At 74.8% G+C, this 14,603-nt stretch carries 15 protein-coding genes; 14 read left to right on the top strand and 1 reads right to left on the bottom strand.

The window, feature by feature from the left end:
• Positions 1-140: 140 nt before the first annotated feature.
• Entirely contained in the window at positions 141-986 is an 846-nt protein-coding gene (locus AVL61_RS08040; protein WP_058873838.1) for an HpcH/HpaI aldolase/citrate lyase family protein, read from the top strand.
• A gap of 18 nt (positions 987-1,004) precedes the next feature.
• On the opposite strand, the gene AVL61_RS08035 is transcribed toward AVL61_RS08040, so the two are convergent.
• Positions 1,005-1,721: an HAD family hydrolase gene (locus AVL61_RS08035; RefSeq protein ID WP_058873837.1), complete on the bottom strand. Its 717-nt coding sequence runs from the start codon at positions 1,719-1,721 to the stop codon at positions 1,005-1,007.
• 144 nt (positions 1,722-1,865) lie between these two features.
• On the opposite strand from AVL61_RS08035, the gene AVL61_RS08030 reads away from it, so the two are divergent.
• The 13 genes from AVL61_RS08030 to AVL61_RS07970 all read left to right on the top strand — a co-directional run bounded on the left by AVL61_RS08030 (position 1,866) and on the right by AVL61_RS07970 (position 14,554).
• Entirely contained in the window at positions 1,866-2,858 is a 993-nt protein-coding gene (locus AVL61_RS08030) for an LLM class flavin-dependent oxidoreductase (protein ID WP_058873836.1), read from the top strand.
• A 139-nt stretch (positions 2,859-2,997) separates the two neighbouring features.
• Positions 2,998-4,044 (top strand): NAD(P)-dependent alcohol dehydrogenase, encoded by a 1,047-nt coding sequence (locus AVL61_RS08025; protein ID WP_058873835.1) that lies wholly within the window; start codon positions 2,998-3,000, stop codon positions 4,042-4,044.
• Positions 4,045-4,102: 58 nt separating this feature from the next.
• A complete protein-coding gene (gene malQ, locus AVL61_RS08020; RefSeq protein WP_058873834.1) occupies positions 4,103-6,313 on the top strand; it encodes a 4-alpha-glucanotransferase in 2,211 nt (736 codons plus the stop codon).
• Positions 6,314-6,359: 46 nt separating this feature from the next.
• Positions 6,360-7,229: an SGNH/GDSL hydrolase family protein gene (locus AVL61_RS08015; protein WP_058873833.1), complete on the top strand. Its 870-nt coding sequence runs from the start codon at positions 6,360-6,362 to the stop codon at positions 7,227-7,229.
• A 325-nt stretch (positions 7,230-7,554) separates the two neighbouring features.
• A complete protein-coding gene (gene rpmB / locus AVL61_RS08010; protein ID WP_047804470.1) occupies positions 7,555-7,791 on the top strand; it encodes a 50S ribosomal protein L28 in 237 nt (78 codons plus the stop codon).
• A 1-nt stretch (position 7,792) separates the two neighbouring features.
• Positions 7,793-7,960, top strand: a complete 168-nt coding sequence (rpmG, locus tag AVL61_RS08005) for a 50S ribosomal protein L33 (protein ID WP_017832642.1) — start codon at positions 7,793-7,795, stop codon at positions 7,958-7,960.
• 4 nt (positions 7,961-7,964) lie between these two features.
• Complete coding sequence (gene rpsN, locus AVL61_RS08000; protein ID WP_058873832.1) at positions 7,965-8,270, top strand: 30S ribosomal protein S14; 306 nt, start codon at positions 7,965-7,967, stop codon at positions 8,268-8,270.
• A gap of 73 nt (positions 8,271-8,343) precedes the next feature.
• Complete coding sequence (locus AVL61_RS07995) at positions 8,344-8,628, top strand: HU family DNA-binding protein (protein ID WP_031282576.1); 285 nt, start codon at positions 8,344-8,346, stop codon at positions 8,626-8,628.
• A gap of 205 nt (positions 8,629-8,833) precedes the next feature.
• On the top strand, positions 8,834-9,502 hold the full coding sequence (locus AVL61_RS07990) for a hypothetical protein (RefSeq protein WP_157571342.1): 669 nt from the start codon (positions 8,834-8,836) through the stop codon (positions 9,500-9,502).
• A gap of 128 nt (positions 9,503-9,630) precedes the next feature.
• Positions 9,631-10,191 carry a copper resistance CopC family protein gene (locus tag AVL61_RS07985; protein ID WP_058873831.1) on the top strand — a complete coding sequence of 187 codons (561 nt, stop codon included), beginning with the start codon at positions 9,631-9,633 and terminating at the stop codon, positions 10,189-10,191.
• Positions 10,192-10,309: 118 nt separating this feature from the next.
• Positions 10,310-11,032 (top strand): copper chaperone PCu(A)C, encoded by a 723-nt coding sequence (locus AVL61_RS07980; RefSeq protein WP_058873830.1) that lies wholly within the window; start codon positions 10,310-10,312, stop codon positions 11,030-11,032.
• 10 nt (positions 11,033-11,042) lie between these two features.
• Positions 11,043-12,293, top strand: coding sequence for a Dyp-type peroxidase (locus AVL61_RS07975; protein ID WP_058873829.1), 1,251 nt, complete (start codon positions 11,043-11,045; stop codon positions 12,291-12,293).
• Positions 12,294-12,400: 107 nt separating this feature from the next.
• The gene (locus tag AVL61_RS07970; RefSeq protein ID WP_058873828.1) at positions 12,401-14,554 is read left to right on the top strand and encodes a bifunctional copper resistance protein CopD/cytochrome c oxidase assembly protein; all 2,154 of its coding nucleotides are present in this window, start codon (positions 12,401-12,403) and stop codon (positions 14,552-14,554) included.
• Positions 14,555-14,603 lie beyond the last annotated feature (49 nt).

Genomic DNA, 14,603 nt, shown 5'->3' with positions numbered 1-14,603 from the left:
GACCGCCTACGACCACTGACCACCCCTTGGAATTACTCATCTAGACTGGACAGCTCCTACGGCCCGGGCCCGCCTGCGGGGACGGGCGTCCCAAGGGGCCCTCGCGTCCCCGCCGCTCCCTTCCCGGAAAGGACCCTCCCGTGGCCCCCTACCGCAACCAGCGCGCCGCCGCGCTGCCCGCCCGTCTGTCCCGCTCGTGGCTGCTGACGTCGGCCGCGGACCCCTCCGTCTTCCCGGGGGCGCTCGCGTCCGAGGCGGACTCCGTCGTGTTCGACATCGAGGACGCCATCCCCGCCGAGGGCAAGGAGGAGGCGCGCCGCAACGTCGTCGAGGCCTTCGAGGCCGGCGCCAGCGCCTGGGTGCGGATCAACGACATCACGACCCCCTACTGGGAGCAGGACCTCGCCGCCCTCAGCCGGGTCGGCCACCTGCGCGGGATCATGCTGGCCAAGACCGAGCACCCCGACCACATCACCAAGACGGCGATGATGGCCCCGGCCGGCACCCCGGTCGTGGCGCTGATCGAGTCGGCCGTGGGGATCATGAACGCCAACGACATCGCGCGCGCCCCCGGCGTGTTCCGGCTCGCCTTCGGCGTCGGCGACTTCCGCCGGGACACCGGGGTCAGCGCCGATCCCATGGCGCTGGCGTTCGCGCGCTCGAGCCTCGTGGTGGCCTCCCGCGTGGGGGAGCTGCCCGGCCCCATCGACGGGCCGACCCTGGGCGCCTCGGCGGAGGGGCTCGCCGAGGCGTGCGCCGTGACGCAGTCCATGGGCATGACGGGCAAGCTCTGCCTCGATCCGGAGCAGACGGACGGGATCAACCGCAACCTCGCCCCGAGCGAGCAGGAGATCACCTGGGCGCGCGAGCTCATCACCCAGCACGACTCCGGGCACGTGGTGGGCGACGGCAGCTACCTGCCGCGCCTGGCCCGGGCCCGCAAGGTCTCCGAGCTGGCGCAGACCTACGGGCTCTGGAACCGCTGAGCGCCCCGGGCGCCGCCCTCAGCGCAGCCAGCCGGCCATGAGCTCGCGGAAGGCGGGGTCCGTGAGCGCCGACGCCCGGTGGTGCGCGCGCACGGGGTCCCCGTCCGGGACCGACGGCACGGCCACGACCACCAGGCCTGCCGCCACGGCCGAGGCCGCGCCCACCACGGAGTCCTCCACGGCCAGCGCCTCGCCCGGCGCGAAGCCCAGCCTCCGCACGGCCTCGGCGTAGATGTCCGGGGCGGGCTTGCCGCGGGGCACGTCCTCGGAGGAGACCCACGTGCTGAGGTGCGGGGCGAAGCCGGCCTGCTCCAGCTTCACGCCGAGGATGGTGCTCGTGGAGTTGCTGGCCACGGCCACCGGCAGCCGCTCGGCGAACGCGCGCACCGTCTCGAGCGCCCCCGGCAGGGGGACGATGTGTCCGGTCAGCGTCTCCTCCTCGGTGCGCAGCACGTCGGCGTGGACCGACGCCCGGTCGGCCCCGGCGGCATCGGCGATCGAGGCGGCGACGTCCGCCGCGGACCAGCCCATCATCCGCCGCTGCATCGCCTCGGTGAACTCCAGCCCGCAGCGCTCGGCGACGGCGCGCTGGACCCGGGCCCAGTTCGCCTCCGTGTCCATGAGGATGCCGTCGCAGTCGAAGACCACGCACGCCGGGGCCCACCCAGGGGCGGGAGCGGTCAGCTCGCCGGAGGGCGTGGGCAGCGACGGCGTGGGGGCGGGAGAAGACGTCATGCTCCCATGGTGCCCCACCGTGCGGTGCCCGGGGCGGGGGTGTGAGGAGGGCAACGCCCGCGGGGCACGCGGAATAAGGAGCCCGGCTCGGGCCGTTGCCGCCACCGAACCCCTTCGTGCCCTCCGACGGAAGAAGTCCGACCCGTGTCCGCCACGCCCCGCGTCCCCCTGTCCGCGCTCGACCTCGTGCCCCTCTCGGAGGGGCGCTCCACCGCGGACGCCCTCCGCGAGGCGGTGGAGCTCGCCCGCCGGCTCGACGCGTCCGGCTACCGGCGCCTGTGGTACGCCGAGCACCACAACACGGAGGCGTTCGCGTCCTCCGCCACGGCGGTGCTCATCGGCCAGGCGCTCGCCGCCACGGACTGCCTCCGCGTGGGCTCCGGCGGGATCATGCTGCCCAACCACGTGCCGCTGACCGTGGCCGAGGCCTTCGGCACGCTCGCCAACCTCTATCCCGGTCGCGTGGAGCTCGGCCTGGGCCGGGCCCCCGGGACCGACATGCGCACGGCCCTCGAGCTGCGGCGGGGCCACGCCGGCCACGACACCTTCGAGGCCGACGTGCGCCGCCTGGTGCGCCTGTTCGGCGGCCAGGAGCAGGAGGTCGTCCGGGCGTCCGTGGCCCGGGGCACGGACGTCCCCCTGTGGATCCTCGGCTCCTCGACGGGCGGCGCCGAGGTCGCCGCCCGGCTCGGCCTGCCCTACGCGTTCGCCTCCCACTTCGCCCCGGCCATGATCATGGACGCCATCGCCCTGTACCGGCAGCGCTTCGACGCGAGCGCCCCGACCGCCACGGTCGAGCGCCCGCACGTGATGGTCGCGGCGAACGTCCTCGCCGCCGACACCGACGAGGAGGCGCGGCGCCAGTTCACCACCCACCAGCTGCTGGTGCGCGGGATCGCCCGCAACGACCGCCGCCCGCTCCAGCCGCCGGTCGAGCGCGTCGAGCTCAGCGCCGCGGAGGCCGGCATGGTGCAGGAGCACCTCGCCGTCTCGGCGGTCGGCACGCCCGAGCGGGTGGTCGCCGACCTCGAGCAGATCGTCGAGCTCACCCGGGCCGACGAGCTGATGCTCAACAGCTACGCCCACGACCCCGAGGTGCGCGCCCGGTCCTACGAGCTCGTCGCCCACGCCTGGTGAGCGCACCCGCCGGGGCCCGCCCGCCCCGGCCGCACGGCCCCGGCCGGGCGAGCCCCGGGCTGCACGACCCTCGGACCGGGCGGCCTCCGGACCGCACGACCCCCGAACCGAGACCTTCCCACCACGACAGGAGCACCGCATGACCACCGTCCCCGCCCTCGAGGCCGTCTCCGCCGACTCCGGCTTCCGGCCCACCACGATCGAGCGCCGCCCGGTCGGCCCCCAGGACGTCGCGATCGAGATCCACTACGCCGGCATCTGCCACTCCGACATCCACACCGCACGCGACGAGTGGGGCGGCACGCACTTCCCCGTCACCCCGGGGCACGAGATCGTCGGCCGCGTCAGCGCCGTCGGCGAGGCCGTGACCGGCTTCGCGCCCGGCGACACGGTGGGCGTGGGCTGCTTCGTCGACTCCTGCGGCCGGTGCGAGCAGTGCACCGAGGGCCAGGAGCAGTTCTGCACCGAAGGCGTGACGGCCACCTACAACACGCCGCAGGCCGACGGCACCGCCACCCGGGGCGGCTACAGCGGCGCGATCGTGGTCGACGAGCGCTTCGTGCTGCGCGTCCCCGAGGCCCTCGATCCCGCCCGGGCCGCCCCGCTGCTGTGCGCCGGGATCACCACCTACGCCCCGTTCAAGCGCTGGGGCGCCGGGCCCGGGCGGCGGGTCGCCGTCCTGGGCATGGGCGGGCTGGGCCACGTCGCCGTGAAGATCGCCGCCGCCATGGGCGCCGAGGTCACCGTGCTGAGCCAGAGCCTGTCGAAGCAGGAGGACGGCCTGGCGTTCGGCGCGACCGACTACTGGGCCACGAAGGACCCCGAGACCTTCGAGCGCAACAAGGGCCGCTTCGACCTGATCCTCAACACGGTCTCCGCGGACCTGCCCATCGAGAAGTACCTCTCCCTGCTGCGGGTCGACGGCGTGCTGTGCTCCGTGGGGCTGCCCACCGAGCCGTACAGCGTGCGGGCCATGGCTCTCGCCGCACGCCAGCGCGTGCTCACGGGCTCGATGGTCGGCGGGATCCCGCAGACCCAGGAGATGCTCGACTTCTGCGCGGAGCACGGCGTGGAGTCCGAGATCGAGCTGATCGGCGCCGAGGACGTCGACGCCGCCTACGACCGGGTGGTCGCCTCGGACGTGCGGTACCGCTTCGTGATCGACGTCGCCCGCACCCTGGCGTAGCCGCACGGACCGTCAGCACCCTGCGGCTCGGGCCGCGCGGATGGATAGAGTGGGGGCCATGGCCGACACCACCACCACCGACGGCGCGCTGCGCCGGCTCGCCGAGGCCTACCGGGTCTCCACGACCTACTCCGGGTTCGACGGACAGGAGCGGGAGGTCCCGGAGCCGACGCTGCGCGCCGTGCTCGACGCGCTGGGCGCCGACGCCGGCGACGACGCCGCGATCGAGGCGTGCCTCGCCCAGCGGGAGCTGGCGCCCTGGCGGCGGGTGCTGCCGCCCGTGGTCGTCGCCGTCGCGGGGGAGCGCACCCGCTTCACGGCGCACGTCCCGCACGGCGCCACGGTGCGCGTGAGCCTCGTGGCGGAGGACGGCGCACGGACCACGGCCCCGCAGGTCGACAACTGGCGCTCCCCGCGGGACGTGGACGGCGTCCTCACCGGGCAGGCCACCTTCGAGGTGCCCGAGAGCCTCGCCGTGGGCTGGTACGAGGTCCGCGCCGAGTGCCCCGAGGTCGACGACGGGCGCCCGGTCACGACGCCGCTGGCCGTGACCCCGCGGCACCTGGCCAGCACCGACCGGCTGCACGGGCGGCACCGCTGGGGCTACATGGCGCAGATCTACTCGGTGACCTCCGGGCGGTCGTGGGGCGTGGGCGACGTCTCGGACCTCGCGAGCCTCGCCGCGATCTCGGGGGAGCAGGGGGCGGACTACCTGCTGGTCAACCCGCTGCACGCCGCCGAGCCCGCCCCGCCGGTGGAGCCCTCGCCGTACCTGCCGACCAGCCGCCGCTTCTTCAACCCCCTCTACCTGCGCATCGCGGAGGTCCCCGAGTACGCCTACCTGCGCCCGGCCGACCTCGAGGTGGTCAACACGCTGGCCGCGATCCAGCGCAAGGAGAACCTCGACACCAGCACCATCGACCGGGACAAGGCGTACGCGGCCAAGCTGAAGAGCCTCGAGCTGCTGTTCACCGTCCGCCGCTCCCCGCACCGCCAGCAGCAGCTGCGCCGGTTCGTGGCCGAGGGCGGGCAGGGCCTGCAGGACTTCGGGCTCTGGTGCGCGCTGCGCGAGGAGCTCGGCGAGGACGCCCCCGAGTGGGACGACGTCGCCGCGGGCCCGGACGCCCCGTACGCGGTCGAGGCGCGGACCCGGCTGTCCCGCAGGATCGACTTCCACGTGTGGATGCAGTGGCTGCTGGACGAGCAGCTCGAGGCCGCCCAGCGCGCGGCGCACCTGGCCGGGATGGACATCGGCGTGATCCACGACCTCGCCGTGGGCGTGCACAAGCAGGGCGCCGACGCGTGGACGCTGCAGGACGTGCTGGCCTCCGGCGTCAGCGTGGGTGCGCCCGCGGACATGTACAACCAGAAGGGCCAGAACTGGTCCCAGCCCCCGTGGCACCCGGAACGCCTGGCCGAGGCCGGCTACCTGCCCTGGCGGGACATGCTGCGCACGATCTTCCGGCACGCCGGCGGCATCCGGGTGGACCACGTCCTGGGCCTGTTCCGGCTGTGGTGGATCCCGGACGGCCAGGAGGCCTCGGAGGGCGCCTACGTCTACTACGACCACGAGGCGATGGTCGGCATCCTCGCTCTCGAGGCCGAGCTCGCCGGGGCCGTGGTGGTCGGCGAGGACCTCGGCACCCTCGAGCCGTGGGTGCGCGAGTACCTCGCGGAGCGCGGCGTGCTGGGGACGTCGATCCTGTGGTTCGAGGTGGACGGCGACGAGCCGCTCCCGCCGGCGCGGTACCGGGAGCTGAGCATGGCCTCGGTCAGCACGCACGACTTCCCGCCCACCGCGGGCTTCCTGCAGGGCGTGCAGGTGGACGTGCGCCAGGAGCTCGGCCTCCTGGCGCGGCCCGTCGAGGAGGAGCGGGCGGAGGCCCGCCGTCAGCTGGACACGTTCTTCGCGGCCGTCGCCGCGGACGGGCTGCTCCCCGACGGGGACGCCACGGACGAGCAGGGCCGGGTCGAGGCGCTGCACCGCTATCTCGCCCAGTCCCCGGCCCTGCTGTTCAACGTCTCCCTCGTGGACGCCGTCGGCGAGCGCCGGATGCAGAACCAGCCGGGCACGAACGACGAGTACCCCAACTGGCGCGTCCCCCTGGCCGACCACGCGGGCAACCCGGTGCTGATCGAGCAGCTGCCGGACAACGCCCGGGCGAACTCCCTGGTGCGCGCGGTCAACGAGGCGCTCGGCAACCGGTCCCGCTTCCGGCCGGTCGGGGAGCCCGAGCAGCCGCAGCACACCGACCGCACGGCGCCCTGACCGGGCCGCGCACTCTGCCCACGTCCCCGAACGGAGAGCACCCCGCATGACGGATCCGACGACGCCCCGCCCGGCCGCCGTGCCGCTCGCCCCGCCCGTCCGCTACGTGGCCCTCGGCGACTCCATGACCGAGGGCGTGGGCGACCCCGACCCCGCGCGCCCCAACGGGGTGCGCGGCTGGGCCGACCTCGTGGCCGAGCAGCTGACCGCCGCCCACCCGGACACCCGCTACGCGAACCTCGCGGTGCGGGGACGGCTGCTCCGCGGGATCGTGGCCGAGCAGCTGGAGCCGTGCCTGGCCCTGGAGCCGACCCTGGTGAGCCTCTACGCCGGGGGCAACGACCTGCTGCGCCCGCGGGCGGACGTGGACGCCCTCATGGAGGTCTACGAGCCTGCGGTCGCCCGGCTGCGGGCCTCCGGCGCCCAGGTGGTGCTGTTCACGGCCTTCGACCCCGGCCGGGACGCCCCCACGTCCTGGACCCGCCCCCGGCAGGCGCTCTACAACGAGCACGTCCGGGAGATCGCGGACCGGCACGGGTGCCTGGTCCTCGACTACTGGCGGATGCGCGTCCTGCAGGACTGGCGCTACTGGGCGGTGGACCGGCTGCACATGTCGACCGCGGGGCACACCCGCGTGGCCGCCGGGATGCTCGAGCTGCTGGGCGTGGAGCACGCCCTGGAGCTGCCGCCCACGGAGCGGCTGCCCGTCACCGCGAGCCCGGGCGTGCTGAAGGAGGACCTGCACTGGGCCCGCGAGTACCTCCTGCCCTGGCTCGCGCGGCGGGTCCGCGGCACCTCCTCCGGGGACACGGTCGCCGCACGCCACCCCGGGTACACCACGCTGCACCCGCGTCCGGTGCTCCCCGCCGGTCCCGCGCCCCGCGACGGGGCGTCGGCCCCCGTCCGGCGCGGCTGAACGGGCCGTCCCCCGGTTTGCGGGGGTCGGGCGAGCCGGTAGACTGACCCGAAGCTGGTCACACCTGACGTCAGGTTGCGGGGAAGTCCGTCCGGGCCTAGACTTCAAGGCTGTCGTGTGGTGGAGTCCACCTTCCGGCACCTTGATCTTCACCGTCTTCATCGTGGCGAGGCCTTCGCCGGTTCCGGCCGCGGGCCTTACGAGAGGGCCCGGTTGGCGAACGGTGGCAATTCTGAAGGTGGCGGGACGCCCGTTGCCGCAGCTGAGTGATCATCTGCGGCACCCACTGCGTGCCGTCATTTCGTCAACATTGGAGGAGAACACTATGGCAGCGCACTGCCAGGTGACCGGAGCTCAGCCGGGCTTTGGGCACAGCATTTCGCACTCGCACCGCCGTACCAAGCGCCGGTTCGACCCGAACATCCAGAAGAAGCGCTACTGGGTGCCTTCGCTGCGCCGCAGCGTGACGCTCAACGTCAGCGCCAAGGGCATCAAGGTCATCGACGCCCGCGGCATCGACGCCGTCGTGACCGACATGATCGCACGTGGGGAGAAGATCTAGCATGGCCAAGGACAAGGACGTTCGTCCCATCATCAAGCTGAAGTCCACCGCCGGCACCGGTTTCACCTACGTGACCCGCAAGAACCGCCGCAACGACCCGGACCGCATGGTGCTCAAGAAGTACGACCCGGTCGTCCGCAAGCACGTCGATTTCCGCGAGGAGCGCTGAATCCATGGCCAAGAAGTCCAAGATCGCCAAGAACGAGCAGCGCAAGGTCGTCGTCGAGCGCTACGCCGCGAAGCGTGCCGAGCTGAAGAAGACCCTCGTCGACGAGAACGCCACCGACGAGGCCCGCGAGGAGGCCCGCCTGGGCCTGCAGAAGCTGCCCCGCGACGCCTCCCCGGTCCGGCTGCGCAACCGCGACCAGATCGACGGCCGCCCCCGCGGCACCCTCCAGAAGTTCGGCATCTCCCGCGTCCGTTTCCGCGACATGGCTCACCGCGGCGAACTGCCCGGCATCTCCAAGTCCAGCTGGTAATTTCTGACGCAGGAGCGCGATCGGTCCCCCGTGCCGCGCTTCCCCACGACCCCAAGTCCAGGAGGACATGAACATGGCTAAGAACCGCAGTGAACTCGTCGCAGAGGTCGCCGAGAAGGCCGGGACCACCAACGCCGCCGTCAACGGCGTCCTGGACGCGATGTTCCAGGTCTTCGAGGAGTCCGTCTCCGCCGGTGAGAAGATCACCATCCCGGGCTGGCTGGCCGTCGAGCGCACCGACCGTGCCGCCCGCACGGGCCGCAACCCGCAGACCGGCGAGACCATCGAGATCCCGGCCGGCCACGGCGTCAAGCTGACCGCTGGTTCCAAGCTCAAGGCGGCCGTGTCCAAGAAGTAAGGACACCCGCGGGTCCGATCCGGACCTCGTCCCACGGCTTCGTCCGAAGGGGCGGCCCCCGCACGGGGGCCGCCCCTTCGGCGTGTCCGGGGTCCTGCGCGGGGCACGTCGCGCTCCCGGTCGCGCGATTGGTCCGGCGCCGGGGCGGGCGCGCATAATGGGGGCACCGGCCCGAGCGGCCGGCGACGAGACGGGAGGTGGAGGCGTGAGCCCACGTGCACGGCGCCTCGCCCGAGGCTGGGCCGGAGCGTCCGTGGCCACCTCCGCCGCCGTGCTCTCCCACGCGGCCGCCGGCGGGCAGGCCCCGCCCGCGGTGCTCGTGCTCCTGTCCCTGGCCCTGTCCGGGCCGCTGTGCATGGCGCTGGCCGGCCGGGTGCTCTCCCGGTCCTCCCTGCTGCTGGGCGTGCTGCTCAGCCAGTCCGTCCTGCACACCCTGTTCGCGGCCTCCGGCGGCGTCAGCACGGTGGCCCACGCCGCCCAGCACTCCGCGCACCACGGGGGCGCCGCCGGCTCGCCCGGGGCCGGCCCCGCCCTGGTGCTGGAGGTCCAGTCCCACGCCGAGCACGGCGGGGCCGTCATGGTCGTCGCCCACGTGCTGGCGGCACTGGCCGCCTACGTGCTCATGCGCCACGGCGAGGTCGCGGCCGTGGTCCTGCTGGAGGCGCTCCGGCTGCGGGTGCGCCGCCTGCGGCAGGCCCTGACGGCTCCCGTGGTCGTCGCCCGGCCGCGCGCCGTGCGGGCGGGGCGACCGCACGTGCTGACCGACCAGGCGCTGCTGCGCCCGGTGCGCTCCCACCGCGGGCCGCCGCGCGCCCGCCGTCGCCCCCTGCTGCCGGTCCTCCTCCCGGGACCCGCCGCGCTGCCCGCCGGCTGAGCCGGCCGGCCGCGGGGCGCCGCCCGGGCCACGGGCCGCGGCGGGACGTCCGACGGCCCCCGCACGCCGCCCGGCCGTCCCGGCCCGGCGGCCCCGGCCCACCGCCGCCCGGCCCCCGAGGAGATCCCATGCCCACGCCCACCACCCGACGCACCGCGGCCCTGCTCGCCGCGGGCGCTCTCACCGCACTGACCGTCCTGCCCGCCTCCGCGCACGACGAGCTCACCGCCGTCTCGCCCGAGCCCGGCTCCGTGCTCGCCACCGCGCCGGAGGAGCTCGAGCTCACCTTCTCCGGGGAGGTCATGGACATCGGCCACCAGGTCCTGGTCACCGACTCCGAGGGGCGCTCCGTGACGGACGGCCCGCTCGAGCCGGAGGGCAACCGGGTGGTCCAGCCGCTGGCCGGGTCGGGGACGGAGGACGAGACCTACCGCGTGGTCTGGCGCGTCGTCTCCAGCGACGGGCACCCCATCGAGGGGACCTTCAGCTACGACGTCGGCTCGGGCGACGAGCCCACGGCGGGCCCGAGCGCCCCGGCGGAGGACCCCGCCCAGCGCGCCGAGGACGCCACGGACCGTGCCACGTCCGGGGACGTCCCGCTGTGGGTCGTCGCCGTCGGCGGCGGGGCCGTGGCCCTCGGGGTGCTCGGCCTGGTGAGCCTCGTCTCCCGCCGGCGCCGCAGGGGCTGAACCGTCCGGGAACCGCCCCGGGTCCCCACCGTCCGATCCGCCGGCCGCCGCCGGGCCTCCGCTGCGCCCCGCGGCCGCCGCGGCACACCCTTCTCTTCCCGCACTGCCAGGAGCAACCATGCCCATCTCCATGCCCATCGCCGTGCCCGGTACCGTGCCCACCGCACTGCTGCGCACCACCACCGTCCTCGCCCTCGGCGCCGTCGCGCTCACGGGGTGCGCGTCCCCGGCCCCGGAGGCCGCCCCCGCCACCGCGGCGGCGTCCGCCTCCGGCGGCCCGTCCCCGCACGACGCCGGGGACACCGCCGCGCCCGGGCCGCTCACCGTGGAGCGGGCCTGGGCGAAGGCGAACCCCGCCGGAGCCATGACCGGGGTCTTCGGCACCCTCGTCAACGAGGGCGACGACCCGGTCGTGCTCACCGGCGCGGCCGCCGAGAGGATCGCCGGGGCGGTCGAGCTGCACGAGACCGTGCTCGACCCCGACACCGGCAGCACCGTCATGCAGCGGATGCAGGACCCGGTCGCCATCGACGCGGGCGCGTCCTACGCCCTGGAGCCCGGGGCGGACCACCTCATGCTCCTGGACCTGCGGTGCGACCTCCGCGCCGGGGACGAGCTCGAGCTCGTCCTGCGCTTCGAGGACGGGACGGAGCAGACGGTCACGGCGGCCGTCCGCGACTACGCCGGCGCGCAGGAGGAGTACGACCCGGTGGCCGGCGACCGGGAGGGCCAGGACGACGGCCACGGCGATGACCACGGCGGGGACCACGCGTCCGGGGACGGCACGGGGCCGTCCGCCGGCGCCACGGCCGGCGCGGAACCGGCGGGCTGCCGTGGGTGAGGCCCGTGGCATGAACCGGCGGCGCCTGCTCGTGGCGGGCGGCGCCGCCGGCGTGGGCGCCGCCTCGGCCCTGGGCCTGGAGTCGGCCCGCCGCGCCGGGGCCCTCGCCCCGGCGCCGCAGGAGGCGCCCGGGCCGGCGCAGCGAGGGCACGGGCAGGCCACGGAGCCTTTCCACGGTGCCAGGCAGGCGGGGGTTGCCACCGCGCCGCAGGCCTTCGCCGCGTTCGTGGCGCTGGACCTGCACCGGGACACCTCCCGGGACGCGGTGCGGCGCCTGCTGCGGGTGCTCTCCGAGGACGCCGCCGCCCTGACCCGGGGCCGGGCGCCGGTCGCCGACCAGGAGCCGTGGCTCGCCGCGAACCCGGCGCGGCTCACGGTCACCCTCGGCTTCGGGGCGCGGCTGCTCGGACTGGTCGCCCCGGACCGCGCGCCGGCCTGGCTGCGGCCCCTGCCGGCGTTCTCGATCGACCGGCTCGAGGAGCGCTGGAGCGGCGGCGACCTGCTGCTGCAGATCTGCGCCGACGACAGGCTCACCGTCTCGCACGCCCAGCGGGTGCTCCTCAAGGCCTCCCGCTCCTTCGCCGCCGTGCGCTGGGTGCAGCACGGGTTCCGGCACACCGTGGGCTCGGTCCCCGACGGACAGAGCATGCGCAACCTCTTCGGCCAGGTGGACGGCACCGTCAACCCCCGGGGCGGCGCCGAGGAGTACGAGCGGGTGGTCCACGGCCACGGCGGCTGCACGCCGTGGATCCAGGACGGCACGGCCCTGGTCGTCCGCCGGATCGCCATGGACCTGGACGCCTGGGACGAGGCGGACACCCCGGCCCGGGAGGACGCCGTGGGCCGGCGCCTGCGCGACGGCGCCCCGCTGACCGGCGGTGCCGAGCACGACGAGCCCGACCTCGCCGCACGGGGACCCCTGGGCTTCCCCGTCATCGCGGACTACGCCCACGTGCGCCGCTCCCGCCCGGAGGACCCCCTGGAGCGGATCCACCGGCGGGTCTACAACTACGACCTGCCCGTCGCGGACGCCTCGGGCGCGCGGCCCCGGGGCGCGAGCGCCGGAGGCATCAGCGACGCGGGCATGGTCTTCGCGGCGTACTGCTCGGACGTGGACCGCCAGTTCGTCCCGATCCAGCGCCGGCTCGACGAGCTCGACATGCTCAACGCCTGGACCACGCCGGTCGGCTCGGCGGTCTTCGCCGTGCCCCCGGGCTGCGCCGAGGGCGGGTTCGTGGGGGACGTGCTGTTCGAGGACTGAGGCCCGTCCGTGTGGGCTCCGGCACACGCGCACGGGCCGGCGCGCGCGGAGGGGGACAATGGAGAGGTGCCGCTCCGTCGTCGTGGGGCGGATGAAGGAGACTGACCATGAGTTCGAGGACGGCCGAGCGCGCCGACCACGGCACCGCCGCCCGGGCGGGCGGCCGGGGGATCGACCCCTGGTGGCTCGCGGCCGTGCCCGTCGTGGCCCTCACGGCGCTCGTCCTGGCGATGCTGTGGACCGGGTCCGGCGCGGCCCGGCTCGCGGCCGACCCCGGGGCGCTGGTCCGCTGGGGGCTGCCCGCCGCCGAGCTCGTGCACAACAGCGCGCTCGTGGTGGTCATGGGCGCCCTGCTGTTCGCGGTGGGGATCGTGCCCCCCACCCGGGACGGGCGCCGCCGGGGCGGCCGGGACCGGGCACCGGCACCGGAGCACCCGCTCTTCGGCGCCACCGTGCGCCTCGCCGAGGCCGCGGCCGTGGTCTGGACCGTGGCCGCGGTGGCCGTGCTCGTCCTGTCCTACTCCGACGTCGCGGGCGTGCCCGTGGGCGGGGACGGGACCTACACCCAGCAGCTGCTGCACTACGCCACGGACATCCCCACGGGGCAGGCGCAGGCGGCGATCGTCGTGGTCGCCGCCGTCGTGACCACCCTGGTCTTCGGGGTCCGGGCGCTGCTCGGGCTGCTGCTGACTCTCGCCCTGTCCTGCGCCGCCCTCGTGGCGATGGCCCTCAACGGGCACTCCGCCGGCGGCAACGACCACATGGGCGCCGTCAACTCCCTGGGCCTGCACCTGCTGGGCGCGGGGCTGTGGACGGGAGGCCTCGTGGTGCTCGCCTGGCTCTCCCCGCAGCTGAGCGCCCCGGACGCCGGCACCGGCACGCTGCCCGAGGGCGCCGCCCGGGGCCGCGCGCCGGCCGGGGCGCGGAGCCGCGTGCCGATCGCCGCGGTGGTGCTGCGCCGGTTCTCCGCGGTGGCCCTCGGCGCCTTCCTCCTCGTGCTGCTCTCGGGCACGGTCAACGCCGCGGTGCGCGTCGGCTCCTGGGACCAGCTCTTCAGCGGCTACGGAGGGCTCGTGCTCGTCAAGGCCGTCCTGACGCTGGGGCTGGGCCTCGCCGGCCTCGCCCACCGCCGCTGGCTGGTCCCCGCGCTCGAGGCCGGCCGGCTCACGGCCCGCCGCGCGGTGTGGCAGCTGGTGCTGGGGGAGCTGCTGGTGATGGGCGCCGTCATGGGCGTCGCGGTGGCCCTGTCCCGGACGGCCCCGCCGGTGCCCGAGGAACTGGCCCCGGACGCCTCCCCGGCGCTGATCCTCACCTGGTACGAGCTGCCGCCCGAGCCCACCGCGGCGTCCTGGTTCACCACGTGGCGCATCGACTGGCTGTGGCTCGCGGTCTGCGTGTTCCTCGCGGCCGTCTACCTGTGGGCGTTCGTGCGCGTGCGCCGGCGCCGGGACTCGTGGTCCGTGCTGCGCACCCTCTCGTGGCTCACCGGGCTCGGGGTGCTGTTCTACATCACCTCGGGCGGCTTCGCCGTCTACGGCCGGGTCCTGTTCTCCGCGCACATGGTCGAGCACATGACCCTGACCATGGTGGTGCCGATCTTCCTGGTCCTGGGCTCGCCGGTCACCCTGCTGCTCAAGGCCCTGGAGTCCCGCCCGGACGGCACCCGCGGGCCCCGCGAGTGGATCCTGCGGCTCGTGCACTCCGGGTTCGGCAAGGTCGTGACCCACCCGATCTTCGCCGCCGTGAACTTCGCCGGCTCCATCGTGGTCTTCTACTTCACCCCGCTGTTCCACTTCACGCTGCACTACCACGTGGGGCACGTGTTCATGGTGGTGCACTTCCTGATCACCGGGTACCTGTTCATGCTCGTGCTGATCGGCACGGACCCCATCCCGCACCGCCCCGGCCACATGATGCGGCTGGTCCTGCTGCTGGCCACGATGGTCTACCACGCCTTCGTGGGGGTGGCCCTGATGGGCTCCGACACGCTGCTGCAGGCCTCCTGGTTCGGCAACACCGGCCGGGACTGGGGGCGCACCGCGATCGAGGACCAGCAGCTCGGCGGGGCCCTCATGTGGGGGATCGGCGAGTTCCCCACCGTCGTCGTCGCCGTCGTCGTCGCGGTCATGTGGGCGATCGAGGGCACGAAGGAGAACCGCCGTGCGGACCGCAGGGCCGACCGCACGGACGACGCCGAGCTCAAGGCCTACAACGAGATGATGGCCGGGCTCGCGGAGCGGGACGACCACGCCCGGCGCTGAGCCCCGTCCGTCCAGCCCCGCCCGTCCCGGTCCTGCCCCGTCCCCGTTC

Source organism: Kocuria rosea subsp. polaris (assembly GCF_001483755.1).
Classification (GTDB): Bacteria; Actinomycetota; Actinomycetes; order Actinomycetales; family Micrococcaceae; genus Kocuria; species Kocuria cellulosilytica.
Note: the sequence above shows the minus strand (reverse complement) of the source record. Positions and strands in the feature narration are given on the sequence as shown.

Excerpts from the sequence above, each read along its gene's own strand:
- AVL61_RS07970 (WP_058873828.1), top strand. The coding sequence starts at position 12,401 with ATGAGTTCGAGGACGGCCGAGCGCGCCGACCACGGCACCGCCGCCCGG.
- AVL61_RS07985 (WP_058873831.1), top strand. The coding sequence starts at position 9,631 with ATGCCCACGCCCACCACCCGACGCACCGCGGCCCTGCTCGCCGCGGGC.
- AVL61_RS08025 (WP_058873835.1), top strand. The coding sequence starts at position 2,998 with ATGACCACCGTCCCCGCCCTCGAGGCCGTCTCCGCCGACTCCGGCTTC.
- AVL61_RS08035 (WP_058873837.1), bottom strand. The coding sequence starts at position 1,721 with ATGACGTCTTCTCCCGCCCCCACGCCGTCGCTGCCCACGCCCTCCGGC.
- rpsN (WP_058873832.1), top strand. The coding sequence starts at position 7,965 with ATGGCCAAGAAGTCCAAGATCGCCAAGAACGAGCAGCGCAAGGTCGTC.
- rpmG (WP_017832642.1), top strand. The coding sequence starts at position 7,793 with ATGGCCAAGGACAAGGACGTTCGTCCCATCATCAAGCTGAAGTCCACC.
- AVL61_RS08015 (WP_058873833.1), top strand. The coding sequence starts at position 6,360 with ATGACGGATCCGACGACGCCCCGCCCGGCCGCCGTGCCGCTCGCCCCG.
- AVL61_RS07975 (WP_058873829.1), top strand. The coding sequence starts at position 11,043 with ATGAACCGGCGGCGCCTGCTCGTGGCGGGCGGCGCCGCCGGCGTGGGC.
- AVL61_RS07980 (WP_058873830.1), top strand. The coding sequence starts at position 10,310 with ATGCCCATCTCCATGCCCATCGCCGTGCCCGGTACCGTGCCCACCGCA.
- malQ (WP_058873834.1), top strand. The coding sequence starts at position 4,103 with ATGGCCGACACCACCACCACCGACGGCGCGCTGCGCCGGCTCGCCGAG.
- rpmB (WP_047804470.1), top strand. The coding sequence starts at position 7,555 with ATGGCAGCGCACTGCCAGGTGACCGGAGCTCAGCCGGGCTTTGGGCAC.
- AVL61_RS07995 (WP_031282576.1), top strand. The coding sequence starts at position 8,344 with ATGGCTAAGAACCGCAGTGAACTCGTCGCAGAGGTCGCCGAGAAGGCC.